Origin of the sequence: Allobosea sp. BK604, assembly GCF_004341515.1 — a bacterium.
Classification (GTDB): domain Bacteria; phylum Pseudomonadota; class Alphaproteobacteria; order Rhizobiales; family Beijerinckiaceae; genus Allobosea.
Window position 1 is genome coordinate 115,473 of record NZ_SLZF01000005.1, and the last position, 22,979, is coordinate 138,451.

The window sequence follows — 22,979 nt, forward strand, 5'->3', positions numbered from 1 at the left end:
CAGCTTTCGTTCAGGTGATGGTCAGGCCGCCATCCACGACGATCGTGGCGCCAGTGACGTAGGAGGCGGCCTCGCTGGCGAGATAGGTCACGGCGCCGGCGACGTCCTCGGGCAGGCCGGCGCGGCGCAGCGGCACGGGCGCGAGCTTGCGGGCCCGGAATTCGGGGTCGGCCAGCATGTGCCGGTTGATGTCGGTCTCGATGGTGCCGGGAGCCACGAGGTTGACGGTGATGCCGTACGGCGCCAGTTCCAGCGCCATCGCCCGGCCCAGCATCATCACGCCGCCCTTGGTGGCGACGTAATGGGCGATATCCGGGTTGGCATGGGCCTGGTTCACCGAGGAGACCATGACGATTCGGCCGGGCTCGCCCTGCGCGACCATGATCCGCGCCGCCTCCTGCGCGCAGGCGAAATAGCCGTGCAGGTTGACGGCATGGATGCCGGCCCAGTCCTCGTCCGTGATCTCGAGGAAGGCCTTGCGCTGGATCCTCGCCGCGTTGCAGACGAGGATGCCGAGACCACCGAGCGCGTCGCGCGCGTCGCGGACGGCGGCGCGGGCCGCCGCCGCATCGCCCATGTCGGCATGGACCAGCGCCGCACGGCGCCCCATGCCCCTGATCGTGGCGGCGAGTTCGTCCGCCAGCTCGCGGCTGCGATACCAGTGCAGGGCGACGTCGGCGCCGGCCGCCGCGAGGGCGAGCGCGACGGCCCGGCCGATGCCCTGGCTGTCCGCGCCGGTTACGAGCGCGGTCGATGATGCAAGCGTCACGGCGCAAGTCCTGTGATGGCAGACCGGCTGGCCGGTCGTTGCGGGGGCCTGATCGACCCGTCGACTCTGTCCCGCACTGTCGCCCGACGACGCCCCGGCATGCAAGACGCCCGCGCTTCGGGGGTGCGTGCTCCGCCTGTTGGCAGCATGCGGACTGGGCATTGCGAAGCGCGCCGATTTAGACCCAAATGGCACGATCCCTGCCTGGTGCAGGCACCGCTCGCTGGCCTTGAGAGATGATGGACAAGCACAGGATTTTCCTCACCTCGCCGATCGAGCCGGAGCATGTGGAGAGCATCCGTGCCGCCGCGACGGACGCGGTCGAGGTGATCTACGAGCCCGACCTGCTGCCGCCTGTCCGCTACATCGCCGACCACAAGGGCGATCCGGCTTTCCGGCGCGATGCCGGGCAGGAGACGCGCTGGCGCGAGCATCTCGCGCGCGCCACCATTCTCTGGGATTTCCCGGGCGGGCCTGTGGGGAATGGCGGCGCGCTTTCGCTCGCTCCTCATGTCCGCTGGGTCCAGACGACGAGTTCAGGCGTCGGCCAGATGGTCAGGGATTTCGGCCTCGCCGACAGCGATCTCATCGTCACGACGGCACGCGGCGTCCATGCCAGGCCGCTGGCGGAGTTCGCGGTGATGGCGCTGCTGCTCCAGGCCAAGCGCTATCCTTTCCTGAAGAGCGAGCAGGCCGGGCACCGCTGGGAGCGTTATTGCGGCATCTCGCTCGCAGGGCAGACCCTGCTGGTGGTCGGCGCCGGCAAGGTCGGCGCCGAGGTCGGTCGTTTCGCGAAGGCCTTCGGCATGACCGTGCTGGCGCTGGTGCGGCGGCCCTCGCAGGATCGACGGACGGAACTCCATGCCGACGAGGTCCACGGGCTCGGTGAGCTGGAGCGGCTGGTCGCCCGCGCGGATGCGGTCGTGCTCGCGGCGCCGCATACGCCCGCGACGGACGGCATGATCAGCCGCGCCGTCATCGCGCGCATGAAGCCCGGCGTCGTCTTCGTCAATATCGGGCGCGGCCAGCTCGTCGACGAGGAGGCGCTGATCGAAGCGCTGCGCTCGGGCGCGATCGGCCTGGCGGCGCTGGATGTCGCGCGGGTCGAGCCGCTGCCGGACGGCTCGCCGCTCTGGGACCTGCCGAATGTTCTGGTCTCGCCGCATTCCGCCAGCACCGTCGCCGGCGAGAACGCGGCGATCACCGACATCTTCTGCCGCAATATCCCGCTGTTCCTGGCGGGACGAACCTCCGAAATGACCAATATCCTCGACAAGGCGCAAATGTACTGAACGCGGCTCGCGGTCGCCCGTGGCGCCCGCGGACCGGCAACCATGGAAGGGACAGATCATGCTGCCGAAACTGACTGCATGGCTTGCGGCGCTCGCCATCTCCGGCGGCCTCGCTTCAGGCGCCGCCTTCATTCCGAACGCCGCCTTGGCCCAGGATGCCGGAAAGCCTCAATATGGCGGCCAGCTGATCTATGCGCAGTCGGGCGAGAAGTTCACCCTCTTCATGGGCCGCAGCACCGACCAGTCGGGGCAGGATGTCTGGCTGCATGCCTGCGAGACGCTGGTCGACCTGAACGCGAGCAACGAGATCAAGCCGCTGCTCGCCAAGAGCTGGACGGTCTCGCCGGACGGCAAGACGGTGACGTTCAAGCTGCAGGAGGGCGTCAAGTTCCACGACGGAAGCCCGTTCAACGCCGAGGCCGCGGCCTTCGTCTTCAATGAGGCGAAGGCGAAGAAGTTCATCTACCTGCCGCTGCTCGAGGGCTTCGAGCGCGCCACCGCCGATTCCGAATACGAGATGTCGTTCCATCTCTCGGCGCCGTTCCCTGCCCTGCTGCCGACGCTGGCCTATCGCCCGCTCTGCATCTTCAGCCCGACGACCTACAAGGCCGTCGGCGAGGCCGGGATGGCGACCAAGGTCGTCGGCACCGGCCCCTTCGTCCACACGCAGTTCGTCAAGGGCGAGTACACGATCTTCGAGAAGAACAAGGACTATTGGCAGGCCGGAAAGCCCTATTTCGACAGCGTCAAGATCGTGATCGTCCCCGACGCCGCGACGCGCACCGCCATGTTGGAGCGCGGCGAGATCGACCGCACGGTGCAGCTCGGCGATCTCGAGCTGGCCAGGCTGGAGCGCAACAAGAACGTGCTGGTGCGCACCGTGCCGAGCACGCGGCAGTTCTATGTCGTGCTGAACCACAAGATCCCGATGCTCGCCAATCCGACCGTCCGCAAGGCGCTGAACTACGCCATCGACAAGGCCGGTATCGTGGAGAGCGTGTTCGCCGGACGCGGCGCGTCGCTGATGACGGCACCGACGCTGATGCAAGGCGTCGTCCACTATACCGACATGCGTGCGCCGGGCGAGGACACGATCTTCCCCTATGATCCCGACAAGGCGATCGCGCTGATGAAGGAGGCCGGCTACACCTTCGCCGGTGGGGTGCTTAAGGACCCGCAGGGCCAGGCCGTGAAGCTGAAGCTGTTCACGCCGCGCGGTGCCACCAAGGGCGATTATCAGATTGCCCAGCTGCTCCAGACCTTCCTCAAGCAGATCGGCATCACGGTCGAGCTCACGGTGATGGAGAGTGCCGCGTTCAGCGCGGCGACGAACCAGGGGCCCGACGACGCGAAATACGACATGGCGCTCCTGTCCTGGGGCATTCCGACGGCCGATCCCGACCAGCCGATGATGTATTTCACGCATACCAATGCCTGGAAGCCCTACGGCGCCAACCGGATGTTCTTCTCGGATGCCGAGATCGACCGTATCGCCAACGCCGCGCATATCGAGACCGACCCGGCCAAGCGTGGCGAGCTGGTCAAGCAGTGGATGGCGCGGCTCCTGGTGACGGCGCCCGTGATCTACCTGCCGACGCTCAATCTCGGCCTCGCCGGTCGCACCTATCTCAAGGGCGACGAAATCCTGGCGGTCGACAATTATCCGGCTCATTTCGCCTGGTTCGACAAGGCCGAGATGGAGCGCCAGGGGGTGAAACGCTGAGCCGGTCGCCCCAAAACGAGGGTGCCGGCCGGCTCCTTGCCGGTGCCCTCATGGCTTCGTCTTTCCGCTCGCCCGCCTCGTTGCTGGCCTACCAGGACGTCACGCCGTGCTGAGAATGATCATCGGACGGATGGGCTTCATCATCCTCGCGGGCTTCCTGCTCCTGACCTTCCTGTTCACGCTCTTTCACATGATCCCGGGCGACCCCGCCGTCCTGCTGGCCGGCGACAATGCGCCGAAGGATGTCGTCGACGGAATCCGCAAGGCCTATGGTTTCGACCGGCCGCTGCACGTCCAGTACGGCACCTATATGGGCCATGTCCTGCTCGGCGATTTCGGCGTCTCGAACTACAACCGCCAGCCCGTCCTGGGCATCGTGCTGGGACGGGTTCTGAACACGGCTCAGCTCGCCACGCTCGCCATGATCTTCGCCGTCGCCGTCAGCCTGACGCTCGGCTGCCTGTCGGCGACGCTCTGGGGCAGCTCCCTCGACAAGATGGTGACCATCGGCTCGCTCGTCGGCATCTGCCTGCCGGTCTTCGTCACCGGAATCGCCGGCATCTACTTCTTCGGTGTCCATCTCGAATGGCTGCCGATCGCCGGCAAGGAGAGCTGGGCCAATTACGTCCTCCCGGTGGTGACGCTGGGCTCCTATCAGGCGGCGATCTTCGCGCATGGTGCGCTCCTGCATGATCGACGCGCTCGGCAAGGAGTTCGTGGTCACCGCGCGGGCCAAGGGCGTGGCGGAATGGCGGATCGTGATGACGCATGCCCTGCCCAACGCCTTCCTGCCGATCATCACGCTGTTCGGCCTGGGCTTCGGGCACACGCTCGGCGGCTCGGTGGTGATCGAGTCGATCTTCAACTGGCCCGGTCTCGGCCGCCTGATGGTCGAATCCGTGCTGACGCGCGATCTGCCGATCATCCAGGCGTCGATCTTCTTCTTCGCGATGATCTTCATCACGCTCAACCTGATCGTCGACATTCTCTACACGTGGTTCGATCCGAGGATTTCACTGTGAACCTGGCCTGCCTGCAAGGCGCGGTGCGCTGATGGAGTTTCTGCGCAGCTTCGCCCGGGACCGTGTCGGTCTGTTCTTCGCCTTTGTGCTGCTGGCGCTCCTGATCGTGGCGCTGACGGCGCAGTGGATCACGCCGAGCGACCCGTTCCGGATCAACCTGCGCCAGGGGATGCGGCCGCCATCCTGGGCGAACTGGCTCGGCACCGACCAGTTCGGGCGCGACGTGCTGTCCCGGGTCATTCTGGCGACGCAGGTGACGACCAAGATCGCCATCTCGTCGATCCTCTTCGCCGTCGTGCTCGGCGTGCCACTCGGCATGTTCGTCGGCTATCGCGGCGGAGTCTGGGACGCCGTCGTGATGCGCGCCACCGACATCATGCTGATCTTCCCGATCATCCTGCTGGCGATCGTCATCGTCGTCGTCGCCGGCCCGTCCGAGCAGGGCGTCGTCATTGCGCTCGGCCTATCGCAGATGCCGCAATTCATCCGTGTCGCACGCGGTGTCACGCTGTCGGCTCGGGAGGAGCTCTATGTCGAGGCGGCGATCGCCGCCGGCGCGACCTGGCCCCGCATCCTCCGGCGCCATATCTGGCCCAATATTTCGACCCCCATCATCGTCCAGGCGACGCTCACCCTGCCGGTCTTCGTGCTGAATACGGCGGCACTGAGCTATCTCGGCCTCGGCGTCCAGCCACCGACGCCCGAATGGGGCCAGATGCTGAACGAGGCCAAGGAGGTGCTGACCAGCGCGCCCTACCTGATCATCGGCCCATCGGTCGCGCTGTTCCTTTTCGTGCTCTCGGCCAATCTCGTCGGCGATACGCTGCAGGAGACGCTGAACCCGAAGCTGAAGGGCCGGCGCCAGGCACTGATGGGGCTCCCACGCTTCGGAGCCAAGAAGAGCGGCTGACGCTCGCCACCCGAACGAAAGTGACGTCATGACCAACCGCGAGGCCATCCACGACCATATCGACGCCCATCTCGACGCGCATGTCGCCAATATCCAGCGCCTCGTCCGGCAACCGAGCGTCAGCCTGGAGAAGTCCGGCCTGCGCGAATGCGCCGAATTGCTGGTCGCCAACATGGCGGCGGCCGGGTTCACGGAAGCCGAGGTGGTCGATGTCGGCGACGATTACCCCGGCGTCTGGGGCGCGGTCGATTGCGGCAAGCCGGCGACCCTGCTGATCTACGGCCATTACGATGTCCGCCCCGTCGGCACCGAGCCCTGGACGCATCCGGCCTTCTCCGGCGAGGCGATCCCGTTCGGCGGCTTTCCCAAGGTCGTTCTCGGCCGCGGCGCCGCGGCGCAGAAGGGGCCGTTGCAAGCCTGGATCAACGCCGTCTCCTCGATCCTCGCCGTCGACGGCGAATTGCCGGTGAACCTGCTCTTCCTGATCGAGGGGGCCGAACTCCTCGGCAGCCCCAACTACGGCAAGCTCGTCGAACGCTATCGCGACCGGCTGGCCAGGGCCACGGCGCTCTACGGTCCCAAGACGGCGCAGGATGCGGGCGGCGGCGTCAGCATGACACTGGGCTACAAGGGCCTGATCTATCTGGAGTTCACGGCCTCCACGCAGAATTCTGGTCTCGGCCCGCAGGGCGGCGCCGTCCACAGCGCCACCAGCATCATCGTCGACAATCCCGCCTGGCGCCTGCTCCACGCCATGGCCTCCATGACCGACGCGACCGGCCGGACCATCGCCATTCCCGAGCTCGCCGCCATCATGGCGCAGGAGAAGCCGATCGCCGACTGGGAGCGCCCGCTGCTGGACACGATGCGCGCCAGCGTCGACGGCAAGGACCCCAACGGCTTCATCCCCGGCCTCGCACCGCAATTCCCGGTGAAGACCTTCAAGGAGGAGATGTCGCCCGCCGATCTGCTGCAGCGCTACATGTATGGCGCCTCCTTCAACATCAGCGGGTTGCGCAGCGGCTATACCGGACCCGGCACCAAATCCTTCCTGCTGCCGGATACGGCGACCGCGACCTGCGACCTGCGGGTGATCAGCGAGACCGGCGCGCATGACATCATCGCGATCATCCGCCGCCATCTCGATTCAGCCGGCTTTCCCGATATCGGGATCAAGGTCATGGCCGCCTATGACTGGTATCAGACCTCGGTCGAATCCAGCCTGATCCGGGCCACGCTGGCAACGCTCGATGCCTACAGCTGCAAGCATACGATCTGGCCGGTGCAGGGCTTCGGCGGCCCCTGGGCGCATTTCGCCAAGGTCCTCGGCATTCCCTCGCTACAGGGCGGCTCGCCGGGCCACGGCGCGCGCATGGCGACCAGCGACGAGTTCCTGGTGGTCGAGGGCGACGGCAAGGTCGCGGGCCTGGCAACGATCGAGCGCTACTATGTCGACCTCATCCACGCTTTCGCAGCCGAAGCGTAGCTGATGACACAATAATGCTCGTGCAAGCCGGCCGCGGTCCAGACATGGAGACCGGACGCTGCCGGATCTGATCCCGGCGCGCCCTGCTCAAGTTCGATATTCGAACAGGTCGGCGTGCTCGGCCTCAATCCTGGGGAGCGTCCGCAGGATTTCCGTCAGATGCTTTCGTATCTCGGCGGCTGCCGCCTCGGCATCGCGGGCATCGATCGCCGTCATGATGGCATGGTGCTGCTCGATCAGCGGCAGCATCGCAGTGCGATCCGCGATCGTGAGCTGACAGAGACGGTCCATGTGGGACTTGATGTCCCGCAAAGCCTCCCAGGCGAGCGGGCAGCCGGCGCCTTCGCACAGGGCGGCATGGAACATCTCGTCGTAGCGCTGGAAGCTCGCGTGGTCGTCGGCCAGGGCAAACTGCTCCTGCATGGCGATGAGTCCGGAAATGCGCTCGCGCACGCTGCTGTCGAACGAGGCGCAGGCGCGCTGCACCACGGCCGTCTCGACCGCCTCGCGAACGAAGCGGGCCTGCATCATCTGGCTCACCGAGATCTTGGCCACGACTGTGCCGCGCTGCGGCAGGACATGGACGAGCTTCGTCCGCGCCAGGCTGATCAACGCCTCGCGCGCCGGCTGCCGCGAGACGCCGTGGCGCTCCGCGATATCGGCCTCCGACAGCCGCGTCCCCGGCCGCAATTCCATGGCGACGATGGCGCGTTTCAGCTCGGCTTCCAATTGCAGCGCGGTCGATCCCTTGTCGTTGCCTGTGCCGAGCACATGATCCTCCTTGACAGCTGGTGTCGCGTTGTCCACACTACCATACAATGCCATGGCGCTGAATGCCACGGCGAATCCGAGGTCAGGAAACACCAAACACCAATCAGTTGAAAGTAGGCCCGTCGGCATGGCCTGGTTGTTTCGCTCCAGCGGGCGAATACGGCAGGGCTTATCGGCCGAACAGGCGCGGGCCGTATCCGGGCGTGCTCCCCGGCGTATTCACGCCGATGAGGAAAGATTTCGCCTGGCAACACCACACGGGATCATTGGCGCCGCGGCGTGATCTCCAGGCCGAAGACTTGTGTAAGCGCGATACGGCAATACGCGCATTGGAATTGGGAGGAAGACATGGAAACGCGTTCTCGGACAATCGTGAGTGCCCTGGCGGGCAGCCTCGCCCTCTCCCTCCTGTGCGGCGCGCCGAGCGCAAGCCTGGCGAAGACGCCCGCCGATCAGATCGTCCTCGGCTTCAGCATGCTCAACATCCTGACGATGGACCCCGGCGCCATGAACGGCGCCGAGATGGAATACATCGCCAACATGTACGACTACCTGATCGAGACCGACCCGACCGACAAGAGCAAGATCCTGCCCGGCCTGGCGACGAGCTGGACCGTGAGCGACGACCGCCAGACCCTCACCTTCAAGCTGCGCGACGGGATCAAGTTCCAGTCCGGCAACCCTTTGACGGCCGAGGACGTGGTCTGGTCGTTCCGCCGTATCCTCCAGCTCAATCTCGGCCAGGCGACCTTCTGGAAGAGCTTCGGCTTCACCGCCGACAACGTCACCCAGCTGGTCACCGCGCCCGATCCGCTCACCGTCGAGATCAAGCTGCCGGCGCCGACCGATCCGCAGCTGATGCTCTACAACCTCACGATGGGCGGCGCAGTCGCCGTCGATCGCAAGCTCGTCGCCCAGCACGAGAAGGACGGCGATCGCGGCGCCGCCTGGCTCAAGACCAACAGCGCCGGCTCCGGCGCCTTCAAGCTGCAGAACTGGCAGCCCAACAACACGCTCGTCCTGGAGCGCAACGCCGATTACTGGCGCGGCGCGCCCAAGATGCGTCGTGTGATCTACCGCCACCTGCCGGAATCACAGGCGCAGCGCCTGGCCATCGAGCGCGGCGACATCGACATCGCGATGACGATGAACGCCACCGATATCGGCGCGCTCAAGGACAACAAGAATGTCCAGATCGAGAGCACGGTGATGGGCACCGTCTACTATCTCGGCGCCAGCATGAAGGACCCCAAATTCGCCGACAAGCGCGTGCGTCTCGCGCTGCGCCATCTCGTCGACTATGACGGCATCAACAACACGCTGATGCCCTATTACGGCATCAAGCACCTGCGCCCGATCCAGAAGAAGGCGATGGGCTCCCTGCCCGACCCGGACTACAAGCTCGACGTCCCCAAGGCCAAGCAGCTCCTCGCCGAGGCCGGCTATCCGAACGGCTTCAAGACGACGCTGCGCGTCCTCTCCGACGCGCCTTTCCCGAGCGTCGCCGCCGCGATGCAGAGCACGATGGCCCAGGCCGGGATCGACGCCCAGATCCTGATGGGCAATGGCGAGCAGGTCTACGGCGCCATGCGCAAGCGCGAGTTCGAGCTGATCATCGGGCTGGGCGGCGGCGGCAGCGACCCGCATCCGCATTCCAACCTGCGCAGCCAGATCTTCAACCCCGACAACAGCGACGAGGCCAAGATGTCGGCGTTCCAGGGCTGGCGGGCGGCCTTCCACAGCCCTGAGCTCAACAAGGACATCGAGACGGCGCTGCTCGAGCGCGATCCCGAGAAGCAGAAGAGCATGTACGAGGACATCCAGCGCAAGGTCGAGGATGTCGTGCCCGCGCTGCAGCCCTTCTCGCAGGTGGTCATCACCAACGTCGTCGCCAAGGACGTCCAGGGCTACCGCTTCCACCCCGGCTACACGACCCGCTTCAGGGACGTCGCCAAAGCGCGCTGAGACGCGTCCAAGGACGCAGACAGCCCGCAGCATCTAGTCGGACGCTGATCATGACTGAGGCCACCAAGTCGCTGCGCGCGGGAACCGGGACGATGCGCCCCGGCCCCGCGTCCCTGCCGGCCGTTTCCCTGAAGCTCTGGCAGGCGGCGAAGTTCGTCGGCGGCATCGCCCTGACGATCCTGTGCCTGATGGCGCTGACCTTCTTCATCGGCCGCGTCATGCCCGCGGACCCGGCCCTGCACATTGTCGGCCAGGACGCGGACCAGGAAACCTACCGCATGGTCTATGAGCGGCTGGGCCTCGACCAGCCGATCATCGTGCAGTTCTGGCGCTATCTGGTGCAGCTCGCGAGCGGCGATTTCGGCGTCGCGCTGCTGACCGGCCGGCCGGTCATCGACGACATCGCCCGCGTCTTCCCCGCCACGATCGAGCTCGCCACGTTCAGCATCATCTTCGGCGCCGGGATCGGGATCCCGCTCGGCGTCGTCGCGGCCGTGAACAAGGGCAAGTGGATCGACCATCTCGTCCGGCTGATCAGCCTGACCGGACACTCGATCCCGATCTTCTGGCTGGGGATGATGGGGCTCGTGGTCTTCTACGGCTGGCTCGGCTGGCTCGGCGGCCCGGGCGAGGTCGACGTGTTCTACAACGACATGGTCGAGAGCCGCACCGGCATGCTGCTGATCGACTCCCTGATCGCCGGCGAGATGGACGTCTTCTGGAATGCGGTCAGCCACATCATCCTGCCCGCCTCGGTGCTCGGCTATTCCTCGATGGCCTATATCAGCCGGATGACGCGCAGCTTCATGCTGGCGCAGCTCAACCAGGAATACCTGATCACCGCCCGCGTCAAAGGCCTTTCCGAGAGCAACGTCATCTGGCGCCATGTCTTCCGCAACATCCGCGTCCAGCTCGTCACCATCGTCGCGCTGACCTATGGCAGCCTGCTCGAAGGCGCAGTGCTGGTCGAGAAGGTCTTCGCCTGGCCGGGCTTCGGCCAGTACCTGACCAACAACCTGCTTTTCGGCGACATGAACGCGATCATGCTCTGCGTCACGCTGGTCGGAATCATCTTCATCGGACTGAACATCCTGTCCGACGCGCTCTATCGCGTCTTCGATCCGAGGACCCGGACATGACGCATGGTGTCTCCCAGGGATCGGGTACGATGACGCGCGCGCGCGGCGGCAAGGGGGCGGTCATGCTCGGGCGCCTCGGCGCGGCGCTGCGGCACTTCCTCGGCAATCCCCTCGCGACGCTCGGGCTCGCGGTCATCCTGCTGCTGGTGCTGGTCGCGATCTTCGCGCCCTGGATCGCGACGCACGACCCGATCACGCAGAATCTCGCCAACGCGCTGAAGCCGCCATCGGCCGCCAATTGGTTCGGCACCGACGAGCTCGGCCGCGACATCTACAGCCGCATCATCTACGGCTCCCGCGTCACGCTTTATATCGTCGCGCTGGTCACCGTCGTGGTCGGCCCGATCGGGCTCGCCGTAGGCGTGGTCGCCGGCTATTTCGGCGGCCTGACCGATGGCATCCTCATGCGCATCACCGACATCTTCCTGTCGGTGCCCGGCCTCGTCCTGACGCTGGCCTTCGTCGCGGCGCTCGGCCCGGGCCTGGGCAACGCGGTCATCGCGATCGCCCTCACCTCCTGGCCGCCGATCGCGCGCCTGGCGCGGGCCGAGACGCTGATGATCCGCTCGGCCGACTATATCGCGGCGGTGCAGCTCCAGGGCGCCTCCTCGCTCCGCGTCATCACGCGCCATGTCGTGCCGATGTGCATCCTCTCCGTCATCGTCCGGCTCACGCTGAACATGGCGACGATCATCCTGACCGCGGCCGGTCTCGGCTTCCTCGGGCTCGGCGCCCAGCCGCCGACACCGGAATGGGGCGTCATGACCTCGACCGGGCGCGAATACATGCTCGACCATTGGTGGCTCGTCACCATGCCCGGCCTGGCGATCCTTTTGGTCAGCCTCTCGTTCAACCTGTTCGGCGACGGGCTGCGCGACATCCTGGACCCCCGCAATGAGTGATCAACAGGCTCCCGAGGCAGCGCCGCTGCTCGACATCAAGGACCTCTCGGTCCGCTTCGGCGCGCGCGGCGGCGGCGTCCACGCGGTACGCGGCGTCTCCTTCGATGTCGGACGCGAGCGCGTGGCCATTGTCGGCGAATCCGGCTCCGGCAAGTCGACCGTCGGCCGCTCGATCCTGCGGTTGCACTCAGCCAAGACCGAGGTGACCGCGACCGCCCTGCGCTTCGCCGGCACCGACCTGCTGAGCCTCTCCGAGAAGCAGATGCGCGCGATCCGCGGGCGCCGCATCTCGATGATCATGCAGGACCCGAAATATGCGCTGAATCCGGTCATGACCGTCGGCGAGCAACTCGCGGAGGCCTTCGTCGCCCATGGCGAGATCAGCCGGCGCGAGGCGCGCGAGCGCTCGCTCGAGATGTTAGAGGCCGTGCGCATCCGCGATCCCCGCCGCGTCTTCGACCAATATCCGCACCAGATCTCGGGCGGCATGGGCCAGCGCGTCATGATCGCGATGATGCTCGCGCCCGAGCCCGACCTGATCATCGCCGACGAGCCGACCTCGGCGCTCGACGTCACCGTGCGGCTGCAGGTGCTGGCGGTGCTCGACGATCTCGTGGCGAAGCGCGGCCTCGGCCTGCTCTTCATCAGCCATGACCTGAACCTGGTCGCCACGTTCTGCGACCGCATCCTGGTGATGTTCGCCGGCCAGATCGTCGAGTCGATCGCCTCCGCCGATCTCGCGAACGCGGCCCATCCCTATACGCGGGGCCTGCTCGACGCCGTGCCGAAGCTCGAGGCACCGCGCGAGCGCCTGCCCGTGCTGCGGCGCGATCCCGCCTGGTTCCAGTCGGGGGCGCAAGCGTCATGAATGCGATCAGCGTCGACGAACTGAGCCTGCATTTCGGCCACGGAGCGGCCGCGACCCAGGTGCTGCACGATGTCAGCTTCACCGTTGCGCCGGGCGAGGCCTTCGGCCTGGTCGGCGAGTCCGGCTCCGGCAAGTCGACCATCCTGCGCTGCATCGCCAATCTCTACGGCCATTGGTCCGGCACGATCACGCTGGATGGCCGGCCGGTCGACCGGCGTCCGTCGCGGGAACAGGGCCGCCGCGTGCAGATGGTGTTTCAGGACCCCTATGGCTCGCTGCATCCAAGGCACACGGTGAACACCGCCCTGTCCGAGCCGCTGCGCATCCACGGCATCGGCAAGGTGCAGGACCGGGTCGAGCGCATGCTCGTCGATGTCGGCCTCAGCCCCGATTTCGGCCCGCGCTATCCGCATCAGCTCTCCGGCGGGCAGCGCCAGCGCGTCGCCATTGCCCGCGCCCTGATCACCGAACCGGGCATCCTCCTGCTCGACGAGCCGACCTCGGCGCTCGACGTCTCCGTCCAGGCCGAGATCCTCAACCTGCTCGCCGACCTGAGGGCGCAGCGCGACCTGACCTACATCCTGGTCAGCCATGACCTCGGCGTCGTCGCCCATCTCTGCTCGCGGCTCGCCGTGATGCAGTCGGGGCGGATCGTCGAGACCATGACCACGGCGGCGCTGATGTCCGGGATCGCGACCGAGCCCTATACGCGGACCCTGATCCAGGCGAGCAAGGGCTATGACCGGGCCCTCGTCGACGAACTGGCGCGGGGCGCGGCATGAACCCGAACGACCTCCTGGCGCCACGCCTGCCCTATGCCGACGAAAACGCGCCGGAGGTGGCCGCGCTCGCCGACCGTATCCGCGCCGAACGCGGCGGGCGCCTGCCGAACCTCTACCGCATGCTGCTGCACAGCCCGGCCCTGGCGCAGGGCTGGCTCGGATTCCTGACCGCGGTCAGGCAGCAATCCAGCCTCGACCCGGCCCTGCGCGAGCTCGCGATCCTGCGTGTCGCGATCCTCAACCGCTCCCAGCCCGAATACGACGCGCATGTGACCTTCGCCCTCAAGGTCGGGCTGTCGCAGGACAAGATCGACGCATTGCCGCACTGGACCGGCGCGACCGCCTTCGACGAGCGGGCGCGCGCGGCGCTGGCGCTGGCCGATGCGATGACCCTCGACGTCCAGGTCTCCGACGAGGCGGTCGCGGAGGTCGTGGCGCGCTTCGGCGAGCAGCAGGCAACCGAGCTCATCATCACCATCGCCGCCTATAACATGACGACGCGCTTCCTCGAGGTGCTACAGATTGACCAGGAGGCGGGCCGCCAGGTGCCAAGCGCCGGTTGAACCGGCTCCCCTCCCCGCGTGACCCGGAAAGTTCAGGATATCAGGATGATACGCACAGCCGTCATCACCGGCGCGGCGGGCACCATCGGACGGGCCGCGGCGGCGGCGCTGCTCGGAGCCGGCCGGCGCGTCGTGCTCGTCGATCGCGACGAGGCGACGCTTCAGCAGGCGCTCGCCTCTCTCGGCTCGGACGAGGTCGAGGCGCTCGCGCTCGACATCGCCAGCCCGGCCGCCGGCGCGGCGATCCACGAGGCGGTGCTCCGGCGCGGCTGGGAACCGGTCACGATCCTGATCAACAATGCCGGCATCGCGCCCCGTCCCAACGGCGTGACCGCCTCGGTGATCGAGATCACCCGCGAGACCTGGCAAACGACCTTCGACGTCAACGTCACCGCGCCGCTGTTCCTCGCCCAGCAATTCCTGCCCGGCATGCGCGAGGCGGGCTGGGGCCGCATCGTCAACATCTCCTCGGCGGCGGCCCGCTTCAAGCCGATCAATGCCGGCCCAGCCTATGTCGCGAGCAAGGCGGCGCTGCTCGGCCTGACCCGCTCGATCGCCTCCGCCTACGGCCCCGACGGCATCACCTGCAACGCCATCGCGCCCGGGCTGATCCCGACCGCGCTCTCCGGGGAAATCCCGGCCGAGCGCAAGGAGCAGATCCTGGCTGGAACAGCTGTGCGCCGGCTCGGCAAGCCCGAGGAGGTCGGCGAGACGATCGCCTTCCTGGCCTCGGATGCCGCCGGCTATATCACCGGCGCCTGCCTCGACGTGAATGGCGGCGCGGGCATGGCCTGAAGCCGCGCCTCAGGGCATCACACTACGGCGCGGGCGCCGTTGCGACACTGGCTATGGAAGGATCGAGCCATGAAGATCACCGCCGTCACCCTCGAGGAATATCGCTGGCCGCGGGTGAAGCCGATCACCAACGGCAAGCACACCTACACCCATGTCGACTATGCCATCGTCCGCATCGCGACGGATGAGGGCCTGGAGGGCATCGGGCTCGGCAAGGGCGGCATCGTCGAGCGGGCGATCGTCGAATCGCTGACGCCGTTGCTGATCGGCCAGAATCCGCTGAACGTCGAGCGGCTCTGGAGCACGATGTGGGTGCCCAAGCTGGTCGGGCGCCGCGGCCAGTCGACGCGCGCGATCTCGGCCATCGATATCGGCCTGTGGGACCTGCGCGGCAAGGCCGCGGGGATGCCGCTGCACACGCTGCTCGGCGGCTATCGTGACCGCGTCCCGACCTATGTCGCCGGCGGCTATTACGAAGAGGGCAAGGGTCTGCGCGAACTCGCCGCCGAGATGGAGCAATATGTCTCGCTCGGCGCACGCGCCGTGAAGATGAAGGTCGGCGGCGTCGCGATCGGCGAGGATGTCGCGCGCGTGAAGGCCGTGCGCGAGGCGATCGGGCCCGAGATCAAGCTGATGGTCGACGCCAACTGCGCCTATCGCCATTACGAGGCGATCCAGCTGGCGCGGCGGATCGAGCCGTTCGACATCTTCTGGTTCGAGGAGCCGGTGGCGCCCGACGATTATGACGGGCACCGCAAGGTCGTGACCTCGACGGTGATCCCGATCGCGACCGGCGAGAACGAATATACCCGCTACGGCTTCCGCGACCTGATCCGCGCCGACGCGGCCGCCATCCTCAACGCCGACGCCAAGATCGTCGGCGGCATCACAGAGTTCATGAAGGTCGCGGCGCTGGCCCAGGCCCACGATCTCGACATCTCCCCGCACGGCTCGCAGGACGTCCATGTCCATCTCGTGGCGGCGATCCCGAACGGCCTGATCCTCGAATTCTACGGGCCGAGCTTCGACCCGATGTGGGGGCAGATCTACGAGGATACGATGGCGCTGAACGATGACGGCACCGTCACCGCGCCGTCCGGCCCGGGATTGGGACTGACGCCGAACTGGAAGCATCTGGCGCCGTACAGGATCGGCTAGGACGTTCGGGCGCGACGCGGCGGGGCGGCACGCCCGCGCCGAGGGAGGGCAGCGCCCCCTGCGTCGACGAGAAGATCGTAAGCGCTGCGTTACCAGTGCAGCCGCACGCCATTCGGCCCCGGCGGCAGCCTGACGACGACGAAGCCCTCGCGATCCCACCACCAGGTCGGGGCGCTCGCCCCCTCCCCCTGCGGGACCGTCCCGCCCGCTTCGAGCTCGACGCGGCGCGGTTCGCTCGCGGCACGGATCCGGAAGACGTAGCGCCGGGCCTCCGGTATGACCGCGGCACCGCCGCGTTGCGGCGAGACGCGGCAGCTGACGGTGGCCGCGTCGGCCTCGCAGCTCAGCTCGGTCAGCGCGTAGCGGCCGCCGAGATAATCGTTCGTCTCGCCATCGTCCTCGTAGAGCACGAAGCCCGAGCGCCCTTCCGGGTAAACGAGCACGGTCAGTTCGGTAAGCGGCTGTTCGCCGGCATATTGCATGACCGGTCCCATCGGCAGGATGGCGCCGCCGCGGACGAAGAGCGGCAGGCGCTCGAGCGGCGCCGCAACGGTCACGCCAGCGGGGCCTTCATAGACCTCGCCCGTCCAGAAATCGTGCCAGCGCCCTTCCGGCAGGTAGACGGTCCAGCTGGTCGCGCCTTGCCGCGTGACCGGGGCGACGAGCAAATCGTCGCCCCAGAGATATTGCGTGCCGAGGTCCCAGACGCGGGCGTCGTCGGGGTAATTCAGCACGAGCGGGCGCATGGTCGGCAGGCCGTTCTGCCGGGCCTGCCAGGCCAGCGTATAGGTGTAGGGCATCAGCCGGCTGCGCAGCTCGATGTAACGGCGGCAGATGGCCTCGATCTCGCCGCCATAGGCCCAGGGCAAATGGCGCCGCCAGAGATGCCCATGCGCGCGAAACAGCGAGCAGAAGGCGCCGAACTGAAGCCAGCGGACGAACAGTTCGCCCTCGTCGGTGATGACGTTGAAGAAGCCGCCAATATCGGTGCCCCAATGCGGCACGCCGGACAGGGCCAGGTTCAGCCCGGTGCGGATCTGCGTCTCGAAGGTCTCGAAGGTGGTGTTGATATCGCCTGACCAGGGCACGGCGCCAAAGCGCTGCATGCCCGGCCCGCCGGAGCGGCAGAGCAGGAAGGGACGCGTCTTCGGGCGGTCGCGCGCCTCGCCCTCGGCGAAGGCCTGCTGGCGCAGAAGGTCAAAGCGGTTATGCAGCACCGTGGCCGGGCCGGCATGGAGCGAGACATCGGCGGGCGGGCCTTCGCCCCCGTCCAGCCACCAGCCCTCGATGCCGCACTCGCGCAGCTCCTGATGGTGCTTCCACCACCAGGAGCGCACCTCGGGCCGGGAGAAATCGAGATAGAGCTGCCCCTCCTTGTAGGCCACGGCGTTCTGGCCGCTGGTCGCCTTTTCAGGATAGCCGTAGTCGAGCAGAAAGCCCTCGCGCTCGGCTTCCGGAAACAGGGGCGAGAGCCGGTGCAGCACCGGATATTCGTGGCTGAACACCCGGAAATGCGCGTCGCGCAATTCGCCCAGGGTCGCGGCGGGATCGGCGAAGAGCGCCGGGTGAAACGCGAGATGGCCGACGCCGCTATTCAGGCCCTGGGCCTGGCCGTAGGTGGAGAGGAAGATGATCGCGTCGCAGGGGATGCGCTTGTCGCGGAAGCTGCGGGCAAGGCCGAGCACCTCCTCGGTGCTCTCGAAATGGCGGGTGGATTGCAGATAGCCGAGGGCCCAGCGCGGCGGCATGGTGGCACGGCCGATCAGCGCGGCGAAATCCTCCAGGACGCCGCGCAGCCCGCCGCCCCCGAACAGATAGAGGTCGAAGCCACCGCCCTCGCCACTATAGTCCAGCCACATCCCGTCATTGGAATCGCCCGGCGCCAGCGTCGCCTGGGCGGAATTGTCGATGAACAGCCCATAGCCGGCGTTGGAAAGCAGCAGCGGAATCGCGATATCCGCCCCCTGCGCGCGGCTCGACTGGAAGTTCCACAGCCGGCGGACCGTGCCGAGGCGATCGAATTGCGGCCCGCCCTCGCCCAGGCCGTAGAAATGCTGCAGGCCCGCGATCTCGAGGCGCAGCCGCACCCGCGGCTCGAGCTGCAGGGATTCGAGCGAGAGGCGAAGCCAGTCGCGGCCATCCGGCGCGCCGATCGTCACGGTCGTCCCGTAGGCGGCAACACGGATGCCGCCCGCCTCCGCCCGAGCCGGTCCCGACTCGTCTGCCGGGCCAGCGCCGACATAGGAGGATGCTGCGTCGGCGGGACGCGTGCCCAGGCTTATCCGCAGCACGCGCGGCGAATGGCGCCGGATCCGCACGGGGATCTTGCCGGCAGCCAACAGGCTGATCTCACCTGGCACTGTTTCAGCAGCCATTCCCACTCTCCCGCATATCGCTCGTCGGACAGGCGGTCGGAGCGACCAATGTCCGCTTGCGTGCGGGCAGGATGGCAGAACACGCTTCGAATGCCAACGGAAAACGCTTTCCGCGACATCATCCGCTGGAATCAGCCCCGATTTTGGCTCATCTGGCCACCGCAGGATTCCCTCACCACGAGCGAGCACGGCAGCCGCTGGACGCCCCGCACCTCGCCGCCATCGATCATGGTGAGGAGCTGAAGGCCGGCCTGACGCCCCAGTTCGTGCAGGTTCATATCCACGGTCGTGAGCGGCGGACGCGTCGCCGCAGCGATGATCTCCCAATTGTCGAAGCCGACCACCGCGATATCGGCCGGCACGCGCACGCCCCGGGCGCGCAGCGCATCGACGACGCCGCGGGCGATCTGGTCGTTGCCGCAGAAGATCGCATCGGTCGACGGCCATGCGGCGAGGATCCGGTCCACGGCCTCGTGGCCCCAGGCCTCGCTCCAGCTGCCGGTCAGCACGCGTTCGGGAGGCAGGGCGAGCCCATGTTCGGCCAACGCGTGCTCGAGCCCCTGCCGACGGTGCTGCACCGCCTCGACATGAGCGGGACCGGTGACATGGACGACATGCGAGCGGCCGAGGCGGCAGAGATGCTCGCCGGCAAGCTGGCCGCCACCGCGGTCGTCAGGCAGCAGGCACGGGTAATCCGGATCGACGACGCGAGAGAACGCGTAGAAGACCGGCAAGTGCTCGCCCTCCAGGTTCAGCGGATGGCGCGGCGTGGCGCGGGTTCCGGTGACGATGATGCCGTCGACCCGGTTCGCCAGCAGAGAGTGGATGTGCTGCCGTTCGCGTTCGGGATCACCCGCGGCATTGCACAGGAACACCGAGATGCTTTCCGCATCCAGCGTATCCTGGATGCCCTCCAGGACGGGCAGGCTGAAGCGGCCATGGTGATCGGAGGAGATCAGCCCGATGGTGCGACGCTGCCGGCCCGACAGCGAGCGCGCGATCTCGCTCGGCCGGAAGCGCAGCTCCTCGGCCACGCGCCGCACCATGTCGCGCGTCTCCTCGCGCAGCTGCCCGGTGCCGTTCAGTGCCTTGGAGACAGTGCTGAGGCTGACCTGCGCCGCCTTGGCGACGTCATGGATCGTGACAGGCCCCGAAGGCCGCACCGGTCGTCTACCAAGCATCGCCATCTTTCGCGGTGGAACCCTGCCGGATCGGAAGGCCCTCGTTATACACCATTGCCCGCAGGAGGAGCGAAATACCGGCTAAAAATCGGCCCCGCAGTCACGGAAAGCGTTTTCCGTTGTGAGTTGCGGGCAATTCTGCCATCGTGACCTCAAGCAAGCGGGCGGTGGCCGTTCCGACGGCATGCCCGGATAAAACATGCGGGAGGGTGAGGATGGCTGCTGAAACGTTGCCAGGCGACCTGCTGGCTGCCCGGCAGAAGCGCGCCGCGCTGCTTTTCATGCTGCCTGCGATGATCTTGCTCGTTGCCGTCTACGCCGCGCCGCTGGGCTATGCGCTCAAGGCGAGCTTCACGGGCTGGCTTCTGACCCGTCCCGCCACCGCCAATATCTTCGTCGGCCTCGACAATTACACCGAGCTGCTCTCGAGCCCGGAGATGTGGTCGGCGATCCGCGTCACGCTCATCTACGCGGTGGCCGCCGTCTCCCTCGGGCTGGTCTTCGGCACGCTCCTCGCCCTGATGCTCGATGCGGATTTCTACGCCCGCTCCTTCTTCCGCTCGATCATGATCATCCCGATGGTGATCACGCCCTCGGTGATCGGCATCTTCTGGAAGCTGCTCTACGAGGAGGATAGCGGCGTGTTCAACGCCGTGCTCCAGGCGGTCGGACTCTGGAAGGTTGCCTGGCTCAATCTCGACATGGCCCTGCCCGCCATCATCATCATGGATGTCTGGCAGACGACGCCCTTCTTCATGCTGATCATGCTCGCCGGGTTGCAGGCGATCGACCGCAACACCGTCGAGGCTGCCAGGGTCGACGGCGCAACCTCGCTGCAGCTCTTTCGCTACGTCATGCTGCCGCATCTCGTGCCGTATATGCTGATCGCGACCTCCTTCCGCACCATCGCGGCGATGGGCGACTTCGACAAGATCTGGCTCCTGACCAGCGGCGGCCCCGGCAACCGGACGACGACGGTCACGATCTTCGCCTACAAGAACGGCTTCTCGGCCTTCGATATCGGGCGCACGACCGCGATCGCCTGGATCCTCGTCGCCATCGTGCTGACCGCGAGCGCGCCGCTGCTGGTGCGGCTGTTCCGCTCGGCAGTGGAGGAGCGCTGATGCAGTCCTCGCGCCGGCGCAGGATCCTGGTGACGCTGCTGTGGATCGCGGTCGCGTTCGTCTATCTGTTTCCCTATACGTGGATGGTGATGACGGCATTCCGCTTGCCGATCGACACGCTCTCGATGCGCTTCGTGTTCACGCCGACGCTCGATGGCTTCCGCGAAATCCTCGTGAACGCGAACTTCCTGCGCTATGTCGGCAACAGCATCCTCACGGCTGTGCCGACGACGCTGCTCGTCGTGGCGATTGCCGCGCCCGCTGCCTACGCGCTCGCCCATCTCGACCGGCGCAACCGCACCTTCCTCGGCGCCGTGCTGATCGTGCGCATGGTGCCCGGCATCGCCATCGTGGTTCCGCTCTATCTCGTGGCCTCGGGTCTGGGGCTGCTCGATCAGCGGCCGACCCTGATCTTCGTCTACAGCGCCTTCAACCTCCCCTTCGCGATCTGGCTCCTGCGCGGCTTCCTGCGCGAGGTTCCGGTCGAGCTGAGGGAGGCGGCGATCATCGATGGCTGCTCGGAGCTGCAGGTCTTCACCAAGGTGGTGCTGCCGCTCGTGACCGGCGGGCTCGTTGCGACAGGCGTCTTCGTCTTCATCGCCGCCTGGAACGAATTCCTGTTCGCACTCGCCCTCACCCAGTCGCGCGCCGCCACGGCGCCGCTCGCGATTACGGGCTTTCGCAATGAATACGGCACCCAATGGGGCGCAATCGGCGCTGCTGCGCTGATGATCTCGACACCCGTCGTGATCTTCGCGGTCGCAATGCAGCGCTACCTGGTGCGCGGCCTGACCATGGGAGCAGTCAAGGGCTGAACCAAACGCGGCAGCAAGCCGCTCGCAAGGGAGGACGACCAATGACACGGATCGATCGCAGAGGTTTCACCTTCGGCGCCGCCGCGGCCGCGCTCGCAGGCGCTGGCATGCCGGCCCGCGCGGCCGATGGCCTGCACAAGCGCTTTGCCGGCACGACGCTCAACATCCTGTCCCGCACCAGTCCCGCCTTCGATGTCACGGTGCGGATCGGCGAGGCCTTCACCGAGGCCACCGGCATCAATCTCCAGATCACACGGGTCGCTCCGAGCGATCACTACACCAAGCTGATGCTGGACTGGACGAGCGGCACGAACGCCTATGACGTCAGCCTGTTCATCTACCAGTGGAAGCCCGATCTCGCACAATTCCTCGCCGATCCGACGCCATCAGGCGAGGCGCCGCCGCTCGATCTCGACGACTATCCGACCAAGGTCCTCGACGTCTACGGCCGCTACGAGAACCGGCTGGTGGGCCTGCCCCTGCTCGGCGATGTCGCCTTCCTTCTGTCCAACAACGCCATCTTCGAGGCGCGCGGCCTGCGCGATGTCGGCGCGGCAAAGAGCTGGGAGGAGGTCGTCGATCGCGGCCGGCGCGCGGCCGGCAACGATGTCTACGGCTACGCCCTCCCCGCCGGCAAGACACCGCAATGCTACGTGACCTGGTCGATCCTCTACCACGCCATGGGCGGGCGCTATTTCGACGCCGCGGGCCGCATCGATCTCGGTGGCGAGGCAGGAATCAAGGCGACCCGGCTGATGGCGGGCGATCTCCAGTCGATTGCCCCGCCCGGAAACCTGACCTGGGATTACAATGAGGTTCTCAACAGCTTCTCGACGGGCAAGTCGGCGCAGGCCGTGATGTGGGCCGGCGGGCTCGGCGCGCTGTCCAATCCGGCGAGCTCGGCCGTCGCGGGCAAGTTCATGGTCAATTCGACGCCGGGAAGCTCGTTGCTTGGCGGAACCTCGATCGGGATCAACGCGAAGTCGCGCAATCTCGAGGCGGCGCGGCTCTATCTCGCCTGGCTCACCTCCCGCGACGTCGCGCGGCGGACCGCGGCCGGAGGCCTCTCGCCGGCCCGGCTGTCGCTCCTCGGCGATCCGGAATTGTCAGCCCGCTTCGTGCATTACGCCGCGGTCAAGGCGGCCTTTTCCGGCGATACGTTCGGCTATGTGCCGATCATGGAAGCCGAGCAGATCCTGCAGATGATCGCCGACGAGGCGAATTCCGCCTGTGCCAGGACGAAGTCCGCCGAACAGGCCGCGGCAGACCTGCAGCGCCGGTCCGAACAGTTCATGCGACGTCGGGGATACTCGAAATAACGGCATCCGCCGTCGGGCCC

The 22,979-nt window shown here is 66.9% G+C and carries 20 protein-coding genes and 1 pseudogene; 17 read left to right on the forward strand and 4 right to left on the reverse strand.

Going from position 1 to position 22,979, the window contains the following annotated elements; genetic code table 11:
• Positions 1-10: 10 nt before the first annotated feature.
• Positions 11-769, reverse strand: a complete 759-nt coding sequence (locus EV560_RS16465; RefSeq protein ID WP_165923497.1) for an SDR family NAD(P)-dependent oxidoreductase — start codon at positions 767-769, stop codon at positions 11-13.
• A gap of 239 nt (positions 770-1,008) precedes the next feature.
• Here EV560_RS16465 and EV560_RS16470 point away from each other — a divergent pair, with 239 nt between their 5' ends.
• The 6 genes and pseudogenes from EV560_RS16470 to EV560_RS16495 all read left to right on the forward strand — a co-directional run bounded on the left by EV560_RS16470 (position 1,009) and on the right by EV560_RS16495 (position 7,202).
• Positions 1,009-2,061, forward strand: a complete 1,053-nt coding sequence (locus EV560_RS16470; RefSeq protein WP_165923498.1) for a D-2-hydroxyacid dehydrogenase — start codon at positions 1,009-1,011, stop codon at positions 2,059-2,061.
• 58 nt (positions 2,062-2,119) lie between these two features.
• On the forward strand, positions 2,120-3,784 hold the full coding sequence (locus EV560_RS16475) for an ABC transporter substrate-binding protein (RefSeq protein WP_131856879.1): 1,665 nt from the start codon (positions 2,120-2,122) through the stop codon (positions 3,782-3,784).
• Positions 3,785-3,914: 130 nt separating this feature from the next.
• A pseudogene (locus EV560_RS36875) lies at positions 3,915-4,172 on the forward strand (ABC transporter permease); the annotation flags it as partial.
• 286 nt (positions 4,173-4,458) lie between these two features.
• Positions 4,459-4,806 carry an ABC transporter permease gene (locus EV560_RS16485; protein ID WP_131856881.1) on the forward strand — a complete coding sequence of 116 codons (348 nt, stop codon included), beginning with the start codon at positions 4,459-4,461 and terminating at the stop codon, positions 4,804-4,806.
• A 31-nt stretch (positions 4,807-4,837) separates the two neighbouring features.
• Entirely contained in the window at positions 4,838-5,716 is an 879-nt protein-coding gene (locus EV560_RS16490; RefSeq protein ID WP_131856882.1) for an ABC transporter permease, read from the forward strand.
• 28 nt (positions 5,717-5,744) lie between these two features.
• Positions 5,745-7,202, forward strand: a complete 1,458-nt coding sequence (locus tag EV560_RS16495; RefSeq protein WP_131856883.1) for a M20/M25/M40 family metallo-hydrolase — start codon at positions 5,745-5,747, stop codon at positions 7,200-7,202.
• Positions 7,203-7,289: 87 nt separating this feature from the next.
• Here EV560_RS16495 and EV560_RS16500 read toward each other — a convergent pair whose 3' ends face one another.
• Entirely contained in the window at positions 7,290-8,027 is a 738-nt protein-coding gene (locus tag EV560_RS16500; RefSeq protein ID WP_131857258.1) for a GntR family transcriptional regulator, read from the reverse strand.
• A gap of 294 nt (positions 8,028-8,321) precedes the next feature.
• On the opposite strand from EV560_RS16500, the gene EV560_RS16505 reads away from it, so the two are divergent.
• From EV560_RS16505 to EV560_RS16540, 8 genes are all read left to right on the forward strand, one after another.
• Positions 8,322-9,938, forward strand: coding sequence for an ABC transporter substrate-binding protein (locus EV560_RS16505; RefSeq protein ID WP_131856884.1), 1,617 nt, complete (start codon positions 8,322-8,324; stop codon positions 9,936-9,938).
• A gap of 92 nt (positions 9,939-10,030) precedes the next feature.
• On the forward strand, positions 10,031-11,077 hold the full coding sequence (locus tag EV560_RS16510; protein WP_131857259.1) for an ABC transporter permease: 1,047 nt from the start codon (positions 10,031-10,033) through the stop codon (positions 11,075-11,077).
• 29 nt (positions 11,078-11,106) lie between these two features.
• Positions 11,107-11,979: an ABC transporter permease gene (locus EV560_RS16515; protein WP_207908046.1), complete on the forward strand. Its 873-nt coding sequence runs from the start codon at positions 11,107-11,109 to the stop codon at positions 11,977-11,979.
• Positions 11,972-12,847 (forward strand): ABC transporter ATP-binding protein, encoded by an 876-nt coding sequence (locus EV560_RS16520; RefSeq protein WP_131856886.1) that lies wholly within the window; start codon positions 11,972-11,974, stop codon positions 12,845-12,847. Before EV560_RS16515 ends, EV560_RS16520 begins: the two co-directional genes overlap by 8 nt.
• Positions 12,844-13,629 (forward strand): ABC transporter ATP-binding protein, encoded by a 786-nt coding sequence (locus EV560_RS16525; protein ID WP_131856887.1) that lies wholly within the window; start codon positions 12,844-12,846, stop codon positions 13,627-13,629. The genes EV560_RS16520 and EV560_RS16525 overlap by 4 nt, the downstream gene beginning before the upstream one ends.
• Complete coding sequence (locus EV560_RS16530) at positions 13,626-14,192, forward strand: carboxymuconolactone decarboxylase family protein (RefSeq protein ID WP_131856888.1); 567 nt, start codon at positions 13,626-13,628, stop codon at positions 14,190-14,192. The genes EV560_RS16525 and EV560_RS16530 overlap by 4 nt, the downstream gene beginning before the upstream one ends.
• A gap of 45 nt (positions 14,193-14,237) precedes the next feature.
• Positions 14,238-14,987, forward strand: a complete 750-nt coding sequence (locus EV560_RS16535) for an SDR family NAD(P)-dependent oxidoreductase (protein WP_131856889.1) — start codon at positions 14,238-14,240, stop codon at positions 14,985-14,987.
• 69 nt (positions 14,988-15,056) lie between these two features.
• On the forward strand, positions 15,057-16,145 hold the full coding sequence (locus EV560_RS16540) for a mandelate racemase/muconate lactonizing enzyme family protein (RefSeq protein ID WP_131856890.1): 1,089 nt from the start codon (positions 15,057-15,059) through the stop codon (positions 16,143-16,145).
• Positions 16,146-16,234: 89 nt separating this feature from the next.
• Here the strand turns inward: EV560_RS16540 and EV560_RS16545 are convergent, their stop codons facing one another.
• Entirely contained in the window at positions 16,235-18,520 is a 2,286-nt protein-coding gene (locus EV560_RS16545; RefSeq protein ID WP_131856891.1) for a glycoside hydrolase family 31 protein, read from the reverse strand.
• A gap of 131 nt (positions 18,521-18,651) precedes the next feature.
• Positions 18,652-19,701, reverse strand: coding sequence for a LacI family DNA-binding transcriptional regulator (locus EV560_RS16550; RefSeq protein ID WP_248312087.1), 1,050 nt, complete (start codon positions 19,699-19,701; stop codon positions 18,652-18,654).
• Between the two features lie 215 nt (positions 19,702-19,916).
• Here EV560_RS16550 and EV560_RS16555 point away from each other — a divergent pair, with 215 nt between their 5' ends.
• The 3 genes from EV560_RS16555 to EV560_RS16565 are packed head-to-tail and all read left to right on the forward strand — an operon-like array spanning position 19,917 to position 22,959.
• Positions 19,917-20,825 carry a carbohydrate ABC transporter permease gene (locus EV560_RS16555; protein WP_131856893.1) on the forward strand — a complete coding sequence of 303 codons (909 nt, stop codon included), beginning with the start codon at positions 19,917-19,919 and terminating at the stop codon, positions 20,823-20,825.
• Positions 20,825-21,640, forward strand: a complete 816-nt coding sequence (locus EV560_RS16560) for a carbohydrate ABC transporter permease (protein WP_131856894.1) — start codon at positions 20,825-20,827, stop codon at positions 21,638-21,640. Before EV560_RS16555 ends, EV560_RS16560 begins: the two co-directional genes overlap by 1 nt.
• Before the next feature lie 41 nt (positions 21,641-21,681).
• Complete coding sequence (locus EV560_RS16565) at positions 21,682-22,959, forward strand: ABC transporter substrate-binding protein (protein ID WP_165923499.1); 1,278 nt, start codon at positions 21,682-21,684, stop codon at positions 22,957-22,959.
• Positions 22,960-22,979: the final 20 nt, after the last annotated feature.